Origin of the sequence: Pantoea sp. (assembly GCF_028283705.1) — a bacterium.
Lineage (GTDB): Bacteria > Pseudomonadota > Gammaproteobacteria > Enterobacterales > Enterobacteriaceae > Pantoea.
Map to the genome: position 1 here is coordinate 1 of NZ_JAPWKD010000032.1, position 20,315 is coordinate 20,315.

22 protein-coding genes and 1 tRNA gene are annotated in these 20,315 nt (G+C 53.3%); 13 read left to right on the top strand and 10 right to left on the bottom strand.

The genetic code is table 11. The features are described from left to right. Positions 1–323: 323 nt before the first annotated feature. From PW844_RS22960 to PW844_RS22980, 5 genes are all read right to left on the bottom strand, one after another. On the bottom strand, positions 324–605 hold the full coding sequence (locus PW844_RS22960; protein WP_299456759.1) for a hypothetical protein: 282 nt from the start codon (positions 603–605) through the stop codon (positions 324–326). Positions 606–958: 353 nt separating this feature from the next. Then, entirely contained in the window at positions 959–1,432 is a 474-nt protein-coding gene (locus tag PW844_RS22965) for a hypothetical protein (RefSeq protein ID WP_299456761.1), read from the bottom strand. Then, positions 1,416–1,952, bottom strand: coding sequence for a nucleotidyltransferase (locus PW844_RS22970; RefSeq protein ID WP_299456763.1), 537 nt, complete (start codon positions 1,950–1,952; stop codon positions 1,416–1,418). The genes PW844_RS22965 and PW844_RS22970 overlap by 17 nt, the downstream gene beginning before the upstream one ends. Positions 1,953–2,216: 264 nt before the next feature. Beyond that, positions 2,217–3,398, bottom strand: coding sequence for a tyrosine-type recombinase/integrase (locus tag PW844_RS22975; RefSeq protein WP_299456765.1), 1,182 nt, complete (start codon positions 3,396–3,398; stop codon positions 2,217–2,219). A gap of 165 nt (positions 3,399–3,563) precedes the next feature. Next, positions 3,564–3,640: transfer RNA gene (locus PW844_RS22980), tRNA-Arg, on the bottom strand. A 504-nt stretch (positions 3,641–4,144) separates the two neighbouring features. Between PW844_RS22980 and PW844_RS22985 the strand changes: the two genes are divergently transcribed. Next, on the top strand, positions 4,145–5,428 hold the full coding sequence (locus tag PW844_RS22985) for a hypothetical protein (protein ID WP_299456767.1): 1,284 nt from the start codon (positions 4,145–4,147) through the stop codon (positions 5,426–5,428). A 2-nt stretch (positions 5,429–5,430) separates the two neighbouring features. Continuing rightward, positions 5,431–6,531, top strand: a complete 1,101-nt coding sequence (locus tag PW844_RS22990) for a phosphoserine transaminase (RefSeq protein WP_299456769.1) — start codon at positions 5,431–5,433, stop codon at positions 6,529–6,531. A 123-nt stretch (positions 6,532–6,654) separates the two neighbouring features. Here PW844_RS22990 and PW844_RS22995 read toward each other — a convergent pair whose 3' ends face one another. Continuing rightward, positions 6,655–7,155 carry a DUF1198 family protein gene (locus tag PW844_RS22995; RefSeq protein WP_299456771.1) on the bottom strand — a complete coding sequence of 167 codons (501 nt, stop codon included), beginning with the start codon at positions 7,153–7,155 and terminating at the stop codon, positions 6,655–6,657. Positions 7,156–7,320: 165 nt separating this feature from the next. Between PW844_RS22995 and folD the strand changes: the two genes are divergently transcribed. Next, on the top strand, positions 7,321–8,187 hold the full coding sequence (folD, locus tag PW844_RS23000; protein WP_299456773.1) for a bifunctional methylenetetrahydrofolate dehydrogenase/methenyltetrahydrofolate cyclohydrolase FolD: 867 nt from the start codon (positions 7,321–7,323) through the stop codon (positions 8,185–8,187). Then, positions 8,187–8,399, top strand: coding sequence for a ribosome-associated protein YbcJ (gene ybcJ / locus PW844_RS23005; protein WP_084873280.1), 213 nt, complete (start codon positions 8,187–8,189; stop codon positions 8,397–8,399). Before folD ends, ybcJ begins: the two co-directional genes overlap by 1 nt. Positions 8,400–8,432: 33 nt before the next feature. Here the strand turns inward: ybcJ and cysS are convergent, their stop codons facing one another. Beyond that, positions 8,433–9,818: a cysteine--tRNA ligase gene (cysS, locus tag PW844_RS23010; protein ID WP_299456775.1), complete on the bottom strand. Its 1,386-nt coding sequence runs from the start codon at positions 9,816–9,818 to the stop codon at positions 8,433–8,435. A gap of 216 nt (positions 9,819–10,034) precedes the next feature. Here cysS and ppiB point away from each other — a divergent pair, with 216 nt between their 5' ends. The 4 genes from ppiB (at position 10,035) to purK (ending at position 12,947) form a co-directional block, all read left to right on the top strand. Continuing rightward, positions 10,035–10,529 carry a peptidylprolyl isomerase B gene (gene ppiB, locus PW844_RS23015; RefSeq protein WP_084873276.1) on the top strand — a complete coding sequence of 165 codons (495 nt, stop codon included), beginning with the start codon at positions 10,035–10,037 and terminating at the stop codon, positions 10,527–10,529. Beyond that, the gene (locus PW844_RS23020) at positions 10,529–11,245 is read left to right on the top strand and encodes a UDP-2,3-diacylglucosamine diphosphatase (RefSeq protein ID WP_299456777.1); all 717 of its coding nucleotides are present in this window, start codon (positions 10,529–10,531) and stop codon (positions 11,243–11,245) included. The genes ppiB and PW844_RS23020 overlap by 1 nt, the downstream gene beginning before the upstream one ends. A 131-nt stretch (positions 11,246–11,376) precedes the next feature. Further along, positions 11,377–11,886 (top strand): 5-(carboxyamino)imidazole ribonucleotide mutase, encoded by a 510-nt coding sequence (gene purE, locus PW844_RS23025; RefSeq protein WP_299456779.1) that lies wholly within the window; start codon positions 11,377–11,379, stop codon positions 11,884–11,886. Next, positions 11,883–12,947: a 5-(carboxyamino)imidazole ribonucleotide synthase gene (purK, locus tag PW844_RS23030; RefSeq protein WP_299456781.1), complete on the top strand. Its 1,065-nt coding sequence runs from the start codon at positions 11,883–11,885 to the stop codon at positions 12,945–12,947. Before purE ends, purK begins: the two co-directional genes overlap by 4 nt. 50 nt (positions 12,948–12,997) lie before the next feature. Here purK and ybbP read toward each other — a convergent pair whose 3' ends face one another. Next, positions 12,998–15,415, bottom strand: coding sequence for a putative ABC transporter permease subunit YbbP (ybbP, locus tag PW844_RS23035; RefSeq protein WP_299456783.1), 2,418 nt, complete (start codon positions 15,413–15,415; stop codon positions 12,998–13,000). Continuing rightward, positions 15,412–16,098 carry a putative ABC transporter ATP-binding protein YbbA gene (gene ybbA, locus PW844_RS23040; protein WP_299456785.1) on the bottom strand — a complete coding sequence of 229 codons (687 nt, stop codon included), beginning with the start codon at positions 16,096–16,098 and terminating at the stop codon, positions 15,412–15,414. Before ybbA ends, ybbP begins: the two co-directional genes overlap by 4 nt. On the opposite strand from ybbA, the gene tesA reads away from it, so the two are divergent. The 5 genes from tesA to PW844_RS23065 all read left to right on the top strand — a co-directional run bounded on the left by tesA (position 16,066) and on the right by PW844_RS23065 (position 19,859). Then, positions 16,066–16,692, top strand: coding sequence for a multifunctional acyl-CoA thioesterase I/protease I/lysophospholipase L1 (gene tesA, locus PW844_RS23045; RefSeq protein WP_299456787.1), 627 nt, complete (start codon positions 16,066–16,068; stop codon positions 16,690–16,692). The two genes, ybbA and tesA, sit on opposite strands and share 33 nt — an antisense overlap. Before the next feature lie 31 nt (positions 16,693–16,723). Next, entirely contained in the window at positions 16,724–17,497 is a 774-nt protein-coding gene (locus PW844_RS23050; protein WP_299456789.1) for an SDR family oxidoreductase, read from the top strand. Positions 17,498–17,576: 79 nt separating this feature from the next. Then, positions 17,577–18,431, top strand: a complete 855-nt coding sequence (locus PW844_RS23055; RefSeq protein ID WP_299456791.1) for a co-chaperone YbbN — start codon at positions 17,577–17,579, stop codon at positions 18,429–18,431. Between the two features lie 55 nt (positions 18,432–18,486). Next, positions 18,487–19,401, top strand: coding sequence for an SPFH domain-containing protein (locus PW844_RS23060; RefSeq protein WP_299456793.1), 915 nt, complete (start codon positions 18,487–18,489; stop codon positions 19,399–19,401). After that, positions 19,401–19,859, top strand: a complete 459-nt coding sequence (locus PW844_RS23065; RefSeq protein WP_299458286.1) for an NfeD family protein — start codon at positions 19,401–19,403, stop codon at positions 19,857–19,859. Before PW844_RS23060 ends, PW844_RS23065 begins: the two co-directional genes overlap by 1 nt. Here PW844_RS23065 and cueR read toward each other — a convergent pair. Continuing rightward, on the bottom strand, positions 19,835–20,251 hold the full coding sequence (gene cueR, locus PW844_RS23070; protein WP_084873257.1) for a Cu(I)-responsive transcriptional regulator: 417 nt from the start codon (positions 20,249–20,251) through the stop codon (positions 19,835–19,837). The genes PW844_RS23065 and cueR overlap by 25 nt on opposite strands. Between the last annotated feature and the right edge of the window lie 64 nt (positions 20,252–20,315).

Below are 20,315 nucleotides of genomic sequence, written 5' to 3' on the forward strand. Positions count from 1 at the left end.
CTGAAATCGGCTCTAATATCCAATCGACTAAATGAGAATCCTTAAAGGGTAAATTTTTTTCGACCTTTTACGGAATTTCTCTTAGGGAAAAATAAATACCAAACCATGTTGTACCAGAAGGAGTCAGAGCATTTAAAATGAGCCAAAACTCATGGGAACGTTGCTGAGAGAAATTTTGAATCAACCTAGTCTGGAACATCAACTGGTAAATTAGGCCAATAGAGAAAGATACCAATCTGCAAGATCCTCCTTCTGCCAAGGGGCTGGTGCAGTCACGCTCAGTGGTATAACAAACCCGTATCCCCTCGCCGCTTCTCGATCTTTTATAAGCTGATTAATTGGCGAAAAATATTATTTGGAATACATTCTTCTTCATATCCTAAAAAATATGAACCTAACTTGGTATTGTTTTTCTTTCGTGGTTTTAATACACATAATCTTTCCGCTTTTCCACTCTCAGAAAAACAGAGAAAAGGGGTTGTAGCAGGCTCAACTATGCTCAACCATCCAGCTTCAAACTCTCTTAGCAATTCCGAGGTATTCCATTCGTTATCTGATAAAGCCTGATTCAGTAATGAAATAGTGTCTTTTAAGTGACTCTTCAAAAGCCAACTCAGGACATTCGTAGTTTACGGACACAGCATCATGCTCTACTTACACAGATGCTCGCAAAATGCCTTTCCTAATGGGTTGTTGTATGCGCAAGCCTCTGGCAGTGTTGACAGGATTCACCAAGAGAAAACCAGGCATTTGAGATAGTTCAGGAACTGCAATATGCAGCAGAGTAACTGTGAAGTGATTAATCTCCAGTTGAACTGTGAACGAGTTTTTTCGTTCACTAATTCGGAAGTAAAAGCGGATACATTATATCCGCACTTTTTTAAGTGAGCCATAACAACTGAATAGTTCATGCGCCTTGCGATGTCCCCACGGCCCCAGCGGAAGCAAAAAACCGTTTTTACGGTTGCGGAAGGATGCAGATGATGAAGAGGCACATTCTCGAAAATTCATCGCCAAATACTCCACGCAGCAACTCACATTGTTTGGACTCTTGATCTTCATCTGCAACGTTATCAAGTGTTTTAAGCAGCGCTTTAAGTTTGTTTCGGAACTGAGTCCCTGTTGCAATACTAGTGTTATGGAAAATATCCCTAGAGGGACTCACTGGCAAAAATACTGTCACACTGTATTTATCCACATCAACTAGAGAGAAATAGCCACGATAGTTAAGCATTTGGTTGATTGTAGTTCGTAATGCAGAAAGGTCATCTGGAAAGCCTTCATCATTGATTGAAGGTTCAAATGACTCCTTAACCATAACAGCAATCCCAATTGAGAAAATTTTACGGGAGACATCACCACTAAATATGAAGTTTCTCCATCTCTTAAGGTAGCGAACAATACGGCGGTACTGGTCATGTTTTAGAACCATATACCTCATCACTGTCATATTTGTTTACCCAGTTAATCAGTTCACGAGGCGACGACAGTGCCCATTGTCTATTTTCCTCATCGGAATGTCTCTTACCTATAGCAAGCTCATACTGACCATTTTCGTACTTGCGATAGACGGGGATGTCGATATGAAGATCGTCAGCTTTGTAGTCGGCAGTGACACAAGGTTTTTTGATTTTGGCATTTTTAAATCCCCGATCTTCGAGCACTTCAAGAACCGCCAACTTAGGTGTAATCGGGTTCTCTGGTGCGAGACCTTCTTCAATGACGATCGCACGATCAATATCAAAATCTTGACCTTTTTCTCGAATTCCCGTGCTTGTAGCCAGCGAACCTTGGATGAAATCTTCGATGACTGGATATCCATCCTCTTTGAAACGTTTTTTAATCTCCGCAGTAATGCTGTCATCCTTTAAGCGAGCAGTGGTGTACTCTAAGTCCTGTCTGCCCAGCTTGATAGCATCATGAAAATTCTTAAATTTGTTTTGAAGACTCATATCAACCTCCCGCATTTGTTGTGAACAAAATTCGAACTGGGGCCAACTTACGCTATTTTTCAAGTTCAGTAACAAAAAATAAGTTAGTTCTAATTGACACAATCATCTTCAAACAATTGCCTTAAGCAAATGTCTACTTTTAGGGCATGTGACTCAAACGGGGAAAGTTCTCCAACGGAATCGCCAACCGCTCTATTCCCTCAACCCGAACATGCATAAAACCTTCAGAAAAATATAGAGTTACCATACCCATCTCCCCTCTAATTACCCTCCATCCCGCAACCCATCCAAATAATCCGCATACCACTGCAACATCTCCCTCCTTCCATCCAGATACTGCGCATGGTTGTACGTCCCACGTATCGAATTCCTGTCCACATGCGCAAGCTGCACTTCAATCCACGCCGAGTTATATCCTTGCTCATGCAAAACGGTACTCATGGTATGCCTGAACCCATGCCCAGTAGCCTTCCCATCGTACCCAACCCGTTTGATCACCTGATTAATCGTGGCTTCGCTCATCGGTTTACCGGCATTGCTCCTGCCTGGAAACACATACTTCCCGCGCCCGGTGAGTTGCTGGATCTCCTCCAGCAACTCAACAGCCTGGCGCGACAGCGGCACCGAATGCTTACGCCGCATCTTCATGCGTCCTTCGGGGATTTCCCAGAGTCCTTTACTTAAATCAAACTCACGCCACTCCGCAGCGCGTAACTCAATAGTTCGCGTCCCTGTCAGCATCAGCAACCGCGTGGCGTACTGAGTCATCTTACTGCCGCTATAACCGCACAGCGCGCGCATAAACGCACCCAACTCGTTATTCAGCAGATAAGGGAAATGCTTTTGCTTCGGAGGTTTCAGCACCGCCGCCAGATCGGTCACGGGGTTAATATGCGCCCTGCCCGTTACGATGGCGTGGGTGAAAATCTGCCGACACGCCTGGCGGGTTTTCTTCAGCTTATCCAGCACGCCGCGTTGTTCCATTTTGCGCAGCACCGCCAGCATCAACATGGGTGTGATTTCAGTGACCGGCGTTTTACCGATATGGGGAAAAATATCTTTGCGCAGGTATTCCAGGATGTCGTCAGCATAGCCTTGCGACCAGTTAGCTCGCTTTGTCTCATGCCACTCCCGCGCCATCGCTTCAAAGTTGTTATTCACCGCGAGGATTTTAGCCTGCTTCGCCTCCTGCTTGGCCGCACCGGGATCACCACCCGCCGCCAGTATCCTTTTCGCGTCTTCGCGCTTTCCGCGTGCCTGCGCCAGCGTCACCGCAGGATAGAGACCAAACACCACGCGCTTTTCTTTTCCTGCAAAGCGGTATTTAAGCCGCCAGCTTTTACCACCAGTGGGGAAGATTTCGAGGTACAGACCGCCGCCGTCAGCCAGTTTGTAGGCTTTGTCTTTCGGCTTGGCAGTCTCGATTTGACGGACGTTGAGCTTCATTTGGGGGCATCTCACTCCATTGAACAGGCCAGTGCCCCCAATGATGCCCCCATAAAAGTAAAGTTTTTAGCGGAACTGAATAGAAATCAAAAGACCAGGAATGCAGCATTGGCAAGGAGTTAGAGGGAATTCACAGATGAAAAAAGAGATAACAAGAAGAGGAGATGGCACGCCCTACAGGATTCGAACCTGTGACCTACGGCTTAGAAGGCCGGTGCTCTATCCAGCTGAGCTAAGGGCGCATATGCGGTTGCGTCGAATTATACGTTGGCACGTTGTCGCGTCAACGTTTTTGCACCCGCTAAGTGCAGAGTGATGATCATATAACCAATCACCCCTCAATGACTATTGCGATATTCGCTCAGTGAGATCAGATTCGTCTCTTCTTTCGCCTCACCTTCCAGTTCGATTCCATATGGATTAAAAGCAGTTGCAGCCATTTACTGAGCGTCTGTGCCGCATCGCGATAACAATGCCAAATGTGATGATGGCCGGCAGAAGAGGCAGTTATGTCTGGTAATGGGTGGCTGCCTTTTTCTTTTTTATCAGACAGAAGCATACCAACATTAATTTTTACGTTTAGATACATCCAACCTGTTTAAGCCAGATAAAAGGCCCTTAATCAGTATTAGTCGACGAATAATTTAGCGATTTTCTGGCGATTGGAGCCCCCTCTGATTCGTTATCCTACGGACAGAAACCGATGCAGTATTCGATGCACCATACGGCCAAAAGAGACGACTTCTTTGCAAACACTATCCCCCATCTCTCCGGACCAGAACTCAACGCCCAGGGCTTTTGACGCGACACATTTCCTTGGGCTGGCACCGTTTTTACGCATGAGTATTGCGGGCGATGAATGTACTCAGATCGCACAGGAACTGGTCAAGCGCGCTGAGCAAAATCCTGATGACGCGGTATTGTGGATGAATCTTTCCACCGTCATGCAGTGCCTTCAATGCACTGACCTGGGGCTGACAATTCAGAATCAAGCCCTGGCGATGCAACAGGTTTACACCCTCAGGGCTGCGCAACAACCAGCCAGGCTGCGTTTACTGATGCTGATGGTTCCCGGCACGCTTTCCGCCAATGTGCCCCTCGACTGCCTGCTGGAAAACAGCGATATCGAGCTAATTTATTACTACATTACGCCAGAAGCCCCGTTTGAATCCCCGATCCCTGAACACGATCTACTGATGATTGGCATCAGTGCCACCAACGAAAATCTGTTCCTGCTGCAACAGCTTGAAAGCATCACGAATCAGTGGCCGGTACCGGTGATCAATGCACCACAACATATTCCGAGTTCTGAGCGCCATACAGCCAGCAGGGTGTTACAGAACAAACCAGGTTTAACCATCGCGCAGGCACATCCGGTGACATTTTCGACACTGGCCGCAGTCGCCGCCGGACAAATGACACTGCGCGATGCCCTGCCCGACAGTGACTTCCCGGTTATCCTCCGCCCGGCAGGGTCACATGGCGGTCATGGTCTGGAGAAAATTACCAGCCAGGACGAACTGGCCGGATATTTGACACGCGTTAAGGTTGAAGACTATTTCCTGTCTCGTTTTATTGATTACAGCAATGAAGATGGTCAGTTCCGCAAGTACCGTATTTCGCTGATCGACGGTGTGCCTTATGCCTGCCACATGGCAATTTCATCACACTGGATGGTGCATTACGTCAACGCGTCCATGTACGAAGATCCGAAAAAACGTGAAGAAGAAGCGGCTTTTCTGGATCACTTCCAGGATTTTGCAGACCGTCACCAGCAGGCGCTGAAAGCTATTTATGACACCACGCAGCTCGATTATCTGGGAATTGATTGCAGTGAAACACCGGAAGGCACACTGCTGGTGTTTGAAATTGACCCGGCAATGGTCGTCCATGCAATGGATCTGGAAGAGATGTTCCCGCATAAACAAATCCACATGAACAAAGTTAAAACAGCATGCCGCGATTTGCTGTTATCCCGTGCCTTTGCGCACACCGACACATCTGATGATGCGTTAAAAGGACAAAAATAAACATGATTTCACGTAACGCCCTGAATTTCTCCGGTGGCCCTGGGGCATTACCGGAAACGGTTCTCGCACAGGTTGAAGCTGCAATTAAAGAAGTGCCAGAAGTTGGCCTGTCCATCCTCGGTATCAGCCATCGTTCTGACTGGTTTGCTGCAGTTGTTGAAGAAACTGAAAACAACATTCGCACCCTGCTGGGACTGTCGAAAGATTTCCACATTCTGTTCCTGCAAGGCGGTGCCACGCAGCAGTTCTCTATGGTACCGATGACGCTGCTTCGCGGTCAGAAACACGCCGCTGAATATCTTGATACCGGTTACTGGAGCAGTAAAGTTGTCACTGAAGCTCGCCGCGAAGGCCCGGTTAAAGTGCTCTGGAGCGGGGAATCTTGCGGATTTAACCGCCTGCCTGCTGATGATGAACTCGATTTTTCACCGGACGCGCCTTATCTGCATTACGTCTCGAACGAAACGGTTGAAGGGCTGCAATTCCAGCGCATCCTGGGCCGCGATGATGTTCCGCGTGTGTGCGATATGTCTTCTGATTTCCTGTCAAAACCTTGCGATGCCAATAAATTCTCGGTGATTTACGCCCATGCCCAGAAAAACATCGGCCCGGCAGGCGTCACCATCGTGCTGGTACATGACACCGTGGTAAAAGCCTCTTCTGAGGAGTTGCCCTCTTTCCTGAACTACCGCCGTCAGGTGGAATCCCATTCCAATCTCAACACACCGCCGGTGTTTGCAATTTACGTTGTACTGCTGGTTACCCGCTGGTTACTTAATGATGTTGGTGGTCTGGAAAATATGGCGCAAACCAACCGCCATAAAGCTGAGTTGCTGTACGCCATGCTGGATAACAGTGATGGTTTCTACAATGGCTGGAGCAGCGTCGAAGACCGCTCACAAATGAACGTGGCGTTTAAACTTCCTGATGAAATGCTGGTGAAAAAATTCCTGGCTGAAAGTCATGAAGCAGGCTTCTCAGGCCTGGCAGGCCATCGCGCCATCGGAGGTATCCGTGCCTCTATCTATAATGCACTGTCCCTGCCTGCGGCTGAAAAACTGACCAACTTCATGGATGATTTCATGCGTAAAAACCGCAAATAATCATCTGTGTCAGCAATAAAAATGCCCCCGCCGGATGACAGACGGGGGCATTTTTTTGCGATGTGAGTACGATGGTGCCGAATTATGGGTTGCGCGTTTTTGCACCCGCCAGCCAATCTCCCCTCAGTGACGATTGCGATATTCACTCAGTGAAATCAGATTCGTCTCTCCTTTCGCCTCACCTTCCAGCTCGATTCCCTGGGCAAAACTGCCGTTGAAACGTTCACGCAGGGCGTTCATCTCCTGCCTGTCTGGTTCCAGCTCGCGCAGAAAACCCATCGCCAGCAACAGTTGCTGTTGCGTGATGACCGGAGAAAAATGCGCGCGCGTCAGAATCTGATGCCAGCGCTGCATATTCGCATCCCCGCTATCGACGATAAACACCTGCCAGATCAGCAGCACCGCCGCAGCATTTTGCAAATGGCTTTCATTGTCGCCGGTGATGTAGTCGGTAAACTCTTTCGCCGCCTCTTTGCCCATCAGCGACAACATCGATTCCACATGCACCGGGGGCAATTGCAGTCGCTTGCTCAGCGCCTGCGCCGCATGGCGAGAACCGGCCGTCAGCAGGCGGAAACCCACTACAAACACCACCACTAAAGTCGCAAGAATTAGCCAGATCATATGCATTCCACTAAATTAATCGCCAGGCATGATACGGGTTAACGCTGACGATCTGAAGTGACAAAAGCAGACCTCAGGATCATTCTGTGCCTGACAGCGCGGCGCGCTTCTGACAGAATAGGCGCCTTTCCCCGTTTCAACATAACACAGTGGATTTCCTCTCTGATGGCAGCAAAAATTATTGACGGTAAAACGATTGCGCAGCAGGTGCGCCTTGAGGTTGCGGAAAAAGTACAGCAGCGTCTGGCAGCCGGAAAACGCGCCCCGGGACTGGCAGTCGTTCTGGTGGGTGAAAACCCTGCTTCACAGATCTATGTCGCCAGCAAACGTCGCGCCTGTGAAGAAGTGGGCTTCATATCCCGTTCATACGATTTGCCTGCCACCACCAGCGAAGCCGAGCTGCTGGATTTAATCGATGCCCTGAACAACGATCACGAGATCGATGGCATTCTGGTGCAGTTGCCGCTGCCGGCAGGCATCGATAACGTCAAAGTGCTGGAACGCATCGTGCCGGACAAAGACGTCGATGGCTTCCATCCGTATAACGTCGGTCGCCTGTGTCAGCGCGCACCGAAACTGCGCCCCTGCACCCCGCGCGGTATCGTAACGCTGCTGGAGCGCTATAACATCGATACCTACGGCCTGAATGCCGTGGTGGTTGGTGCATCGAATATTGTTGGGCGTCCGATGAGCATGGAGCTGCTGCTGGCGGGTTGCACCACCACCGTCACCCATCGCTTCACTAAAGATCTGCGTCACCATATTGAGCATGCTGACCTGTTGATCGTCGCGGTGGGTAAACCAAACTTTATCCCGGGTGACTGGATTAAACCGGGCGCGATCGTGATCGATGTGGGTATTAACCGTCTCGAAAGCGGTAAAGTCGTAGGTGATGTGGATTACGCCACTGCTTCCGAACGCGCTTCTTATATCACGCCGGTGCCGGGCGGTGTTGGCCCGATGACGGTTGCCACCCTGATCCAAAACACGCTGCAGGCGTGCGAAGAATATCACGATGAAGAGAACGCATAATGGCAAGTTTTTCTCTGGGTAAACACCCGCATGTTGATCTGTGCGATCTACTGAAACTCGAAGGCTGGGTGGAGAGCGGCGCTCAGGCTAAAGCGGTCATCGGCGAAGGTGAAGTGCTCGTCGATGGCGCAGTGGAAACCCGTAAACGTTGTAAGATTTTCGCCGGTCAAACGGTGGAATTTGCCGGTCAACGCATTACTGTTGTGGCATAAACAAAAAGGGCGAACCGAAGTTCGCCCTTTTTCTTATTTACGACGCCATGTCGTGCCCTGCGGACCATCTTCCAGCACGATCCCCAACGCATTCAACTTATCGCGCGCCACATCGGCCTGCGCCCAGTCTTTCGCTTTACGCGCATCGTTACGCATCTGAATCAGCGCTTCAATCTCCGCCACTTCATCATCGTTCGCCTGCGCACCGCTTTGCAGGAACTGCTCCGGATCCTGTTGCAGAATGCCCAGCACATCCGCCAGCTGACGCAGTTTCGCCGCCAGCGCATCGGCAGCCGCTTTATCTTCCGTTTTCAGACGGTTCACTTCTCGCGCCATATCGAACAGTACCGAGTAAGCTTCCGGCGTGTTGAAATCATCATCCATTGCAGTACGGAAGCGTGTTTCAAACTCTTCACCACCCGCCGCCACCGCAGCAGCATCAGTGTGACGCAGCGCGGTGTAGAGGCGCTCCAGCGCCGCACGCGCCTGATTGAGGTTATCTTCGCCATAGTTCAGCTGGCTGCGATAGTGGCCCGACATCAGGAAGTAACGCACGGTTTCCGCATCGTAGTGCTGCAGCACATCGCGCACGGTAAAGAAGTTGCCGAGGGATTTTGACATCTTCTCGCGGTCAACCATCACCATACCGGAGTGCATCCAGTAGTTAACGTACGGACCGTCATGCGCACAGGTGGACTGCGCCACTTCGTTTTCATGATGCGGGAACATCAGATCGGAACCGCCGCCGTGAATATCGAAATGGGTGCCGAGTTGTTTGCAGTTCATCGCCGAACATTCAATATGCCAGCCCGGGCGACCATTGCCCCACGGTGAACTCCATGCCGGTTCGTCCGCTTTGGACATCTTCCACAGCACGAAATCCATCGGATTGCGTTTCACTTCAGCCACTTCCACGCGCGCACCGGCCTGCAATTGCTCCAGATCCTGGCGTGACAGCGCACCGTAATCTTTGTCGCTGAGGACATCAAACATCACGTCGCCGTTATCTGCCACATAAGCGTGACCACGCTCAATCAGCAGGCCAACCAGCTCGATAATTTCGTCGATATGACGTGTGGCGCGTGGCTCCAGATTCGGCGGCAGGATACCCAGCGCGGCGAAATCTTTATGCATTTCACCGATCATACGATTGGTCAGGGTTTCGATGCTTTCGCCGTTTTCGTTGGCACGTTTGATAATTTTGTCGTCAATATCGGTGATGTTACGCACATACTTCAGCGTATAACCGACATAGCGCAGGTAGCGCGCCACCACATCAAACGCAACGAAGGTACGCCCGTGGCCGATATGACAGAGGTCGTACACCGTGATGCCGCACACGTACATGCCGATTTCGCCAGCATGGATGGGTTTGAATTCCTCTTTCTGTCGACTCAGGGTGTTATAAATCTTTAACATTGAAAGGTTCCGTATAAACGTGTGCGAAGAAGGCCTATTCAGGCTAGCTGCGTATTGTGCCGTATTTTTTACGCCAGCGCGACGCCAGCATAGCAACAGCCGCCACCTTGCTGACGTGTCATCACAATTTGTGATATAAGGAGCGTCTACAAAAAGGCCCGCTGCTTTGCATGCGCGGCTATTGGCACCGACGACAACCTTTACAGGACGAGAATGATGGTCACTTTCCAGACGAACCATGGCGATATCGTAATTAAAACTTTCGATGATAAAGCGCCGGCAACCGTAAAGAACTTCCTGGATTACTGCCGTGATGGTTTCTACGACAACACCATTTTCCACCGTGTCATCAATGGCTTTATGATTCAGGGCGGCGGTTTTGAGCCTGGCATGAAACAGAAAGCCACCAAAGAAGAAATCCGTAACGAAGCCAATAACGGTCTGAAAAACACCCGTGGCACCCTGGCGATGGCACGAACTCAGGCCCCGCACTCTGCCACTGCGCAGTTCTTCATCAACGTAGCCGACAACGACTTCCTGAACTTCCGTGACGAAAGCCTGCAGGGCTGGGGTTACTGCGTGTTTGCTGAAGTGGTTGAAGGTATGGACGTAGTCGAAAAAATCAAAGCGGTTGCTACCGGCCGCAGCGGCATGCACCAGGATGTGCCGAAAGATGACGTGATCATCCAGAAAGTGACCGTTAGCGAGTAATGTCGCGCACGCTGTTTATCGCAGATCTTCATCTGTGTCAGGACGAACCGGCAATTACTGCCGGTTTTCTGCATTTTTTGCAGCGTGAAGCGCATCTGTGCGATGCGCTTTATATCCTCGGTGACCTGTTTGAAGCCTGGATCGGCGATGACGATCCCAATCCGCTGCATCAGCAAATTGCCGCTGCGCTCAAGGCGTTGCCGGTGCCGAAGTATTTTATTCACGGCAATCGCGATTTCCTGCTCGGCCAGCGTTTTGCTGCTACCTGCGGCATGACGTTGCTACCGGAAGAACAGGTGTTAACTCTATATGGTCAGCGTCTGCTGATTATGCACGGCGATACCCTTTGCACTGACGATGAAGGCTACCAGCGTTTTCGCGCTAAAGTGCATCAGCGCTGGCTGCAAAAATTGTTTCTCGCCTTACCATTACGTTTGCGGATGCGGATTGCCGCCAGAATGCGTGCCGACAGCAAACAGGCCAATCAGCATAAGTCACTGAGCATCATGGATGTCAATCAACAGGCGGTTATCGAGGCCATGACGTGCCAGCAGGTGCGGCTATTGATTCACGGCCATACCCATCGCCCGGCTATCCATGAGTTTGTTTTGCAGGGTGAAAACGCGCAACGCGTGGTGCTCGGTGCCTGGCATCAGCAGGGATCGATGGTTCAGGTCGATGCTGATGGCGTCAGGCTTATCGAATTTCCGTTCTGACAAACGGGCAATCTTGCCCGTTTTCCGGCCACGCAACCGTTTTCCTTGCTGCCATCTCATGCTATTCTCTGTGCCCTTCTTCACCTGCCCGCCCGGCCAGGTTCGTTTGTATATTCACAGGAGTTGACCGCATGTCATCCAACGCCGCCCCGGCCCGTATCGCCATCGTCATGGGTTCCAAAAGTGACTGGGCTACCATGCAGTTCGCCGAGGAAATTCTTAACAGCCTGGATGTCCCCTTCCACGTTGAAGTGGTTTCTGCTCACCGTACGCCGGACAAACTGTTCAGCTTTGCCGAAAACGCCGCCCAGAATGGTTTTCAGGTGATTATCGCCGGTGCTGGCGGTGCCGCACATCTGCCGGGCATGCTGGCAGCCAAAACGCTGGTGCCGGTGCTGGGTGTACCGGTACAAAGCGCCGCGCTGAGCGGGGTCGATAGCCTTTACTCCATCGTGCAAATGCCGCGTGGTATTCCGGTAGGCACGCTGGCAATTGGTAAAGCCGGTGCCGCGAACGCCGCATTGCTGGCCGCACAGATTCTGGCGATTCACGACAGCGCGCTGGCAACTCGCCTGGCAATCTGGCGTCAGACCCAGACTGATGAAGTGCTGAACAACCCGGACCCGCGGGGGGATGCATGAAGCCGGTTTGCGTACTGGGAAATGGTCAGTTAGGCCGGATGCTGCGTCAGGCAGGTGAACCGCTGGGTATCGCTGTCTACCCGGTAGGGCTGGATGCGGAACCCTCTGCCCTGCCGATTGCACAAAGCGTTATCACCGCCGAAATTGAACGCTGGCCGGAAACTGCGCTGACGCGTGAACTGGCAAGCCATCCGGCGTTTGTGAATCGCGATATTTTCCCGCGTCTGGCCGATCGCCTGACGCAAAAACAGCTGCTCGATCAGCTCAACCTTGCCACCGCGCCGTGGCAGTTGCTGGCGGATAAAAGCGAGTGGCCGCAGGTGTTCAGTTCACTGGGCGAACTTGCCATTGTCAAACGCCGTACCGGTGGTTATGACGGGCGTGGCCAGTGGCGTCTGCGCGCCAATGAAACCGACAGCCTGCCGGATGAATGCTATGGCGAATGTATCGTTGAGCAGGGCATCAACTTCAGCGGTGAAGTTTCACTGGTGGGCGCGCGCGGTCAGGACGGCAGCACCGTTTTCTACCCGCTGACCCATAACCTGCATCAGGACGGCATTCTGCGTACCAGCGTGGCCTTCCCGCAGGCGGATGCCGCGCAGCAACAACAGGCCGAAGCCATGCTTAGCGCCATCATGCATGAGCTGAACTACGTGGGCGTGATGGCGATGGAATGTTTCATCACACCACAAGGCCTGTTGATCAACGAGCTGGCTCCGCGCGTGCACAACAGCGGGCACTGGACACAGAATGGCGCGTCCATCAGCCAGTTCGAGCTGCATTTACGTGCCGTACTGGGCTTACCGCTGCCACAGCCGGTGGTGTATGCGCCTTCCGTGATGGTCAACCTGATCGGTACTGATGTGAATCTGGCGTGGCTGCATCAGCCGCTGGTGCATCTGCATTGGTACGAAAAAGAAGTACGTCCGGGACGTAAAGTGGGTCACCTGAATATCACTGACAGCGACCAGGCCCGCCTGGCTGCGGCTCTGAACGCGCTGGTGCCTTTGCTACCGCCTGAGTACGCCAGTGGTATCGCCTGGGCGGTGGAGAAACTGTAACGAAAACGGTCGCCATCAATGGCGACCGTTCTGTAACGCGGTGCGATTTATCACGCCGCCTCAAACCTTCTGAACAACGCTTTCCCCTTCAGCAAGCGCACACCCAACCAGCCGCCGCACAACGACAACAAAACTGCTCCGCAGATCGGTAACGCCAGCCACAGGCTCCAGTCTGGTTCCCACGGAAAATCAAAGATTTTACGCTGTAATCCCCATAGGGCCGCTTCCGCTCCCAGCGCCGCTGCCACACCTGACACCACGCCAAGCAGCGCGAACTCGCACCATAACGTCCCACGCAGCAGCCGCTTGCTCGCCCCCAGCGTGCGATAAACCACCAGCTCCTGACGCCGCTGACGCATACCAACCTGAATCTGCGCCAGCAACAGTAACACGCCGCAAATCGTCACCAGCACCACCATAATTTCCAGTGCCTGGCTGACCTGCGCCAGCACCTGACCAATCTGGCGCAGTATGCTGCCAATATCCAGCAGGCTCAGGGTGGGGAAGCTGCGATTCAGTTGCGCCAGTAAGGCCGGATTGCTGTCCATACGGAAGCTGGTCAGCCACGTCTGCGGCTGATCATCCAGCGCACCCGGCGGGAAAATGAAGAAGAAGTTTGGTCGCATGCTTTCCCAGTCAACTTTACGCAGGCTGGTAATTTTGGCGCTGAACTGCTGGGTATCGCCGCTGAAGGTTAAGGTATCGCCCAGTTTCACTCCCAGCCGATCCGCCAGCTCAGTTTCTACTGAAACCTCCCCGGCACGCGGCGGCCATGTTCCCGCCACCAGTGGGTTATGATCTGGTCGTTCTGCCTGCCACGTCAGATTCAGCTCGCGATTCAGCGCGTTATCCATATTCGGATCAGCATCCTTCCCGTTCAGCTGCGTCAGACGAGCGCGAATAATCGGATAGAAAGTTTCTGCTTTGATGTGATGCGAATTGAGGAAATCACGTACCTGCGGCACCTGTTCCTGCGTCATATTCAGCAGAAAATAGTTGGGGCTATCCGGTGGCAATTGCTGTTGCCAGCGATCCAGCAGGTCACCGCGCATCACCAGCAATAGTGCCAGTAGCATAAAGGAGAGCGAAAAAGCCGCCAGTTGGCTGAGGGTCATGGCAGGCTGGCGCAGCAGACGATTAATCGCCAATCGCATCGCCAGATTGCGCACCACCAGACGCCGCAACAACAGCAGCGCGCCCCAGCCAAGTACCGCCAGCAATATTGCCAGCATCACTACGCCCACCAGCAGTGCCCACAACATTTTGCTGCCGCCCATCAGCAGCGCCAGCAGACCAATCACCACCAGTGCCATCACCGGCAGATAGAAACGCAGCGGCCAGACATTCGCCACGGCATCCCGCCGCAATACGCGTAGCGGAAGGGTTGCCATTAATAAACGATAAGGTCGCAGGCCCACCAGCAGCGAAATCACAAACATTGCCCCCAGCGCCCACAGCCAGGGCCAGAAACTGGCGGCCGGCAGCGCGCCAGGCAGGACCGGTTTCAGCATCACCAGCAGGATGACCTCAATTCCCTGCCCCAGCACGCTCCCCGCCAGTGCTGCCAGCAGCAGCACTGCCAGCCACTGGCCGATGATTAAGCGTTGCAGCACCCGCCGCGTCGCACCGAGGGTTTTCAGCACCGCCACCAAATCATAGCGGCTGCGACAATAGTGGCTCATCGCCACCGCGACGGCGGCGATCGCCAGTAGCAACGTCAGTAACGCCGAAAGTAGCAAAAATTGCTGCGCCCGCTGCATCGATCGTCCTAATGCATCTTCTGAGTTTTCAACGCTGATCCAGCGCTGATCGGGCTTCAGTTGCGGCTGAATCCAGCTGTCATAGCGTGCCAATGGGGCCGGATCGCCGGAAAATTTGTAACGCCAGCTCAGACGGCTACCCGGCTGAATAGCACCGGTTTTCTCCACATCGGCCAGGTTCATTAACAGGCGCGGGGCGGTCTGGAAGGGATTGAAACCGGCATCCGGCTCCTGAATCACCTCCCCGGCAATACGCAGCGTAGTGTCACCCACATCAATCTGATCGCCGGTTTTCAGGTTGAGCAAGGCCAGCAAGCGCGGGGCCACCAGCACCGTTCCGGCAACCGGCCGCAGGCCAGGGGGATCTGTTTGCAAGGTACCGAACATCGGATACGCATCATCGACCGCCTTCACATCCGCCAGCTGCGGCGTTTGCTGCGCAAAGGTCATGGTCATAAAACTGAGCTGCCGGCTGACTGATAAGCCCTCCTCGCGCGCTTTTGCCAGCCAGGCTTCCGGGGCCGGGGAACTGCTGCGCAGCGTACGATCGCCCGCCATAAAATCACGGCTTTGCTGGCTTAAGCCTTTTTCCATGCGGTCGCTGATCGAACCCAGCGCCAGCACACAGGCCACAGCCAGCGTCAACGCCAGCCAAACGATCAACAGCGAGGGCGAACGCCACTCGCGCCAGAACCAGCGCCAGATCATGACTCCTCCCACAATTTACCGTCGCGCAGCCGCAGGCGACGATCGCAACGTGCCGCTAGCTGTTCATCGTGCGTAACCAGGATCAGTGTCGTGGCGAAATCCCTGTTCAGGGAAAACAACAGATCAGCAATGCGGTCACCGGTCTGACGATCGAGATTGCCAGTCGGTTCATCGGCAAATAGCAAACCTGGCCGTCCGTTAAAGGCACGCGCCAGCGCCACACGCTGTTGTTCTCCGCCAGAAAGTTGTGCGGGAAGATGATGCAAACGCGCTTTCAGCCCAAGCTGGGTCAGCAAATCCACCGCCTGAGCGCGGCTTTCCCGATCGCTCACGCCACGCAACAGCGCAGGCAGTTGCACGTTCTCCAGCGCATTTAACGTTGGCACCAGCATAAAAGATTGAAAAACAAAGCCGACTTCCCTGGCGCGCAGCGCAGCTCGCTGCTCCTCATCCATGGTATGCAGGGGTTCGCCGAGCAGATGGACTTCGCCGCTGCTGCCATCATCCAGCCCGGCGAGGATGCCCAGCAGCGTCGATTTGCCCGAGCCAGACTCACCAATCAGCGCGATGGTCTCGGCTGGTTTGACAACCAGCTCAACTCCGGTAAGGATGGTCAGCTGATGCTCTCCCTGACCGACGGACTTAGTAAGATGATGAACTTCAACAATGTTTTCCGCTGGCATTATCCCTTCCTGTTGTTATTGCTTCTGCTGGTGTCACGTCTTGCCGCAGCTGATACCCTGCTGGTGCTGGGCGATAGCCTCAGCGCTGGTTACCGGATGTCCGCCACCGTCGCCTGGCCGAGCCTGCTGGATAAACAATGGCAGCAGCAGCCCAGAATTATCAACGCCAGTATCAGCGGCGATACCGCCGGACAGGGGCTGGCGCGTTTACCGGCGTTATTAAAACAGCACCAACCACGCTGGGTGTTAATCGAATTGGGCGGTAACGATGGTCTGCGCGGCTTCCCACCACAAAATATCGCCCAGGATCTGAGCAAAATTATCAACGAGGTAAAAGCAGCCAATGCCCAGCCGCTGCTAATGCAGATTCGTTTACCGGCAAATTATGGACGTCGTTATACGGAGGCGTTTAGCGCAATTTATCCGCAGCTGGCACAGCAGTACGACATTCCTCTGGTGCCTTTCTTTATGGAACAGGTCTACCTGAAACCGGAGTGGATGCAGCAGGATGGCATACATCCGAACCCGGATGCACAGCCCTTTATCGCCGGCGTGATGGCGAAAGCACTGGCCCCGCTAGTAAAGCATGATTAACGCAGGCGCGTGATTTTTAACAGGTAAAGTTATGCAAAAATCGATTCTTATCACCGGCTGCTCCAGCGGCATTGGCCTGGTGGCTGCAAATGATCTGTTGTCACGCGGGTATCGCGTGATTGCTGCCTGTCGCCGGGCAGAAGACGTTGAGCGTATGCATGCGCTGGGATTTATCGGGATTGCACTGGATCTTGACGATCCAACCAGCGTCGATGCCGCCGCCGACCAGGTTATTGCGCTGACAGAAAATCGTCTGCACGGTTTATTCAACAACGGTGGCTTTGGCATTTACGGCCCCCTCGAAAGCCTGTCACGTCAGCAATTGGAACAGCAATTCTCCACCAACTTTTTCGGCACCCATCAGCTGACGATGCGTCTGCTGCCCGCGCTGAAAGCCAGCAGCAATGGTCGTATCATCAACACCAGCTCAGTGCTGGGGCTGATTTCCACCCCCGGACGCGGCGCTTACGCCGCCAGTAAATATGCGCTGGAAGCCTGGAGTGATGCGCTGCGGATGGAGTTGCGTCAGTCCGGCGTCCGTGTCAGCCTGATTGAACCAGGACCGATTCATACCCGCTTCACCGATAACGTTCATCAGGGCGAGAGCGATAAACCGGTGCGCAATCCCGGTATTGCCGCACGCTTTACCCTGCCGCCCGAGGCGATTTTACCGAAGCTACGTCATGCGCTGGAAAGTCAGCACCCGCGCTTGCGCTATCCGGTGACGCTAGTGGCCTGGAGTATGAGCCTGTTAAAACGCATCTTGCCAGGCTGGATGCTGGATCGCATTTTGCGCAGCAAATAGCCTGCAACCCTGATTTGAACTTGAAGCCGGGCAGCTTGCCCCCATATTCTCAACACACTTTCAGCAAAGAGACGCATTCATGTCACACGCTTTAATCATCGACATCAACGAATCCAACCTGCATCAGACGCTGGAACAATCCATGCAGCTGCCGGTGCTGTTTTATTTCTGGTCGGATCGCAGCCAGCACTGCCAGCAACTGACGCCGGTACTGGAGCATCTGGCCCAGGAGTATGCCGGTCAGTTTATTCTGGCGAAACTGGATTGCGATAAAGAGCAGATGGTGGCGTCACAATTTGGTCTGCGCTCAATCCCGACGGTGTATCTGTTCCAGAATGGTCAGCCGGTGGATGGTTTCCAGGGACCGCAGCCTGAAGAAGCTATTCGCGCCCTGCTGCAAAAAGTCCTGCCGCGCGAAGAAGAATTGAAAGCACAGCAGGCGATGGCCCTGCTGGATGAAGGTAAACCGCTGGAGGCATTGCCGCTGCTGAAAGACGCCTGGCAGTTAAGCAATCAGGCCAGTGAAATTGGCTTTCTGCTGGCAGAAGTGCTGATCACCCTGAACCGTAGCGATGAAGCGGAAGCGGTGCTGAATGTGGTGCCGTTGCAGGATCAGGACACTCGTTATCAAAGCCTGGTGGCACAAATTGAATTACTGAAACAGGCCGCCGATACCCCGGAAATTCAGCATCTGCAGGAACAGCTGGCAAAGGACCCCGCGAACGCCGACCTGGCTGCTAAACTTTCTTTACAGCTGCATCAGGTGGGCCGTAATGAAGAAGCGCTTGAGCTTCTGTATAGCTTTCTGAAAAGCGATCTCAACGCCGGTGACGGCCAGGTACGTAAGATGTTGCAGGAAATTCTGGCCGCGCTGGGAACGGGTGATGCACTGGCTGCACGCTATCGCCGCCAGCTCTATTCGCTGCTGTACTAGCGTTAAAAGGGAGCCGAAGAGACTCAGCTCCCTCATCTGACAACCAGGAGGTTATATGTTGACTGTGATGCCGGTAATCATCGTACTCGCGCTGGTTACCGTATGGGCCGGAGTAAAAATTGTGCCACAGGGGTATCAGTGGACGGTGGAACGCTTTGGGCGTTATACCCGTACCCTGCAACCCGGTCTGACATTAGTCGTGCCGTTCATGGATCGCATTGGCCGCAAGGTCAATATGATGGAACGTGTACTCGATATCCCCTCCCAGGAAGTGATCTCCAAAGACAATGCCAACGTTACTATCGATGCGGTCTGCTTTCTTCAGGTAATCGATGCCGCTCGCACGGCGTATGAAGTCAGCAACCTTGAGCTGGCCATACTCAATCTCACCATGACAAACATCCGCACCGTTCTCGGTGGCATGGAGCTGGATGAAATGCTGTCGCAGCGCGATAACATCAATACCCGTTTGCTGCACATTGTCGATGAAGCGACCAACCCCTGGGGAGTGAAAATCACCCGTATCGAAATTCGTGATGTGCGTCCACCACAGGAACTGATTGCCGCCATGAACGCGCAGATGAAAGCCGAACGAACCAAACGTGCCGACATCCTGACGGCAGAAGGGGTGCGTCAGGCAGCGATTCTGCGCGCTGAAGGGGAAAAACAGTCACAGATCCTGAAAGCCGAGGGAGAACGAACAGCCGCGTTCCTGCATGCCGAAGCACGTGAGCGTCAAGCGCAGGCAGAAGCCACTGCAACACGTATGGTATCCGAAGCGATCGCCGCCGGGGATATTCAGGCGGTGAACTACTTTGTGGCACAAAAATATACCGATGCTCTGCAAAAAATCGGTGAAGCCAGCAACAGCAAGGTCGTGATGATGCCGCTGGATGCCAGCAGCCTGCTCGGCTCGGTGGCCGGCATTAGCGAGCTGCTGAAAGAGAGTGGCAGGGAGCGCAAACCGTGATCCTGATGGAGCTGATTGCGCATCCGCATTGGTTCTGGCTGACACTCGGCGGCCTGTTGCTGGCTGCGGAGATGCTCGGCACCAGCGGCTATCTGTTATGGAGCGGGCTGGCGGCGGTACTGGTCGGCATCATTGAGTGGTTTTTCCCCTTCTCATGGACCAGCCAGGGCGTGCTGTTTGCGGTGTTAACCCTGCTATGCGTGTACTTCTGGTATCGCTGGATGCGCTACCGTGAAGCGTCTCAGCAACCAAACGTTCTCAATCAGCGCGGTACACAGCTCATCGGGCAGCACTTTACGCTGGAAAATACCCTGAAAGATGGCACCGGCCATATACGCATCGGCGACAGCAGCTGGCGCGTGCAGGCAGAAAACGATCTACCTGCCGGTACTCAGGTGGTGGTCACGGGTGTGGTCGGCATCACGCTACGGATTCAGCCGCGCTTTCCTGCCCCCTGATGGCAGCATCCCGCCAGGTGATTGATGATGGGGCATTCAGCGCCATCATCACCCGGACAGGCTTCGGCCAGCGCCAGCAAACGTGCACGCATCGCATGTAATTCCTCGATATGGGCAGCAATCTCATCCGCTTTTTGCAACGTTCGCGCCTTCACATCAGCGCTATGACGCGCGGGATCATTGAATAGCGTCACCAGTTCGCGGCACTCTTCAAGGGTGAACCCCACCTGCCGTGCCTGGCGTAACAGGTTAAGTTCATCAATATGGTGTGGATTGTAACTGCGATAACCATTTTCACTACGCAGCGGCGGCGTCACGACGCCCTTTTCTTCGTAGAAACGAATCGCTTTACTGGTCAGCCCGGTTTTTTTGGCGACATCGCTAATGTTCATTTGCTCCCCTTGACCTTCCCCTGAATGGAAGGTTTAGGCTTTATAACTAATGCAAAGTCTGCAT

Excerpts from the sequence above, each read along its gene's own strand:
- PW844_RS22965 (WP_299456761.1), bottom strand. The coding sequence starts at position 1,432 with ATGGTTCTAAAACATGACCAGTACCGCCGTATTGTTCGCTACCTTAAG.
- PW844_RS22970 (WP_299456763.1), bottom strand. The coding sequence starts at position 1,952 with ATGAGTCTTCAAAACAAATTTAAGAATTTTCATGATGCTATCAAGCTG.
- PW844_RS22975 (WP_299456765.1), bottom strand. The coding sequence starts at position 3,398 with ATGAAGCTCAACGTCCGTCAAATCGAGACTGCCAAGCCGAAAGACAAA.
- PW844_RS22990 (WP_299456769.1), top strand. The coding sequence starts at position 5,431 with ATGATTTCACGTAACGCCCTGAATTTCTCCGGTGGCCCTGGGGCATTA.
- PW844_RS22995 (WP_299456771.1), bottom strand. The coding sequence starts at position 7,155 with ATGATCTGGCTAATTCTTGCGACTTTAGTGGTGGTGTTTGTAGTGGGT.
- folD (WP_299456773.1), top strand. The coding sequence starts at position 7,321 with ATGGCAGCAAAAATTATTGACGGTAAAACGATTGCGCAGCAGGTGCGC.
- ybcJ (WP_084873280.1), top strand. The coding sequence starts at position 8,187 with ATGGCAAGTTTTTCTCTGGGTAAACACCCGCATGTTGATCTGTGCGAT.
- cysS (WP_299456775.1), bottom strand. The coding sequence starts at position 9,818 with ATGTTAAAGATTTATAACACCCTGAGTCGACAGAAAGAGGAATTCAAA.
- ppiB (WP_084873276.1), top strand. The coding sequence starts at position 10,035 with ATGGTCACTTTCCAGACGAACCATGGCGATATCGTAATTAAAACTTTC.
- PW844_RS23020 (WP_299456777.1), top strand. The coding sequence starts at position 10,529 with ATGTCGCGCACGCTGTTTATCGCAGATCTTCATCTGTGTCAGGACGAA.
- purE (WP_299456779.1), top strand. The coding sequence starts at position 11,377 with ATGTCATCCAACGCCGCCCCGGCCCGTATCGCCATCGTCATGGGTTCC.
- purK (WP_299456781.1), top strand. The coding sequence starts at position 11,883 with ATGAAGCCGGTTTGCGTACTGGGAAATGGTCAGTTAGGCCGGATGCTG.
- ybbP (WP_299456783.1), bottom strand. The coding sequence starts at position 15,415 with ATGATCTGGCGCTGGTTCTGGCGCGAGTGGCGTTCGCCCTCGCTGTTG.
- tesA (WP_299456787.1), top strand. The coding sequence starts at position 16,066 with ATGATGAACTTCAACAATGTTTTCCGCTGGCATTATCCCTTCCTGTTG.
- ybbA (WP_299456785.1), bottom strand. The coding sequence starts at position 16,098 with ATGCCAGCGGAAAACATTGTTGAAGTTCATCATCTTACTAAGTCCGTC.
- PW844_RS23050 (WP_299456789.1), top strand. The coding sequence starts at position 16,724 with ATGCAAAAATCGATTCTTATCACCGGCTGCTCCAGCGGCATTGGCCTG.
- PW844_RS23055 (WP_299456791.1), top strand. The coding sequence starts at position 17,577 with ATGTCACACGCTTTAATCATCGACATCAACGAATCCAACCTGCATCAG.
- PW844_RS23060 (WP_299456793.1), top strand. The coding sequence starts at position 18,487 with ATGTTGACTGTGATGCCGGTAATCATCGTACTCGCGCTGGTTACCGTA.
- cueR (WP_084873257.1), bottom strand. The coding sequence starts at position 20,251 with ATGAACATTAGCGATGTCGCCAAAAAAACCGGGCTGACCAGTAAAGCG.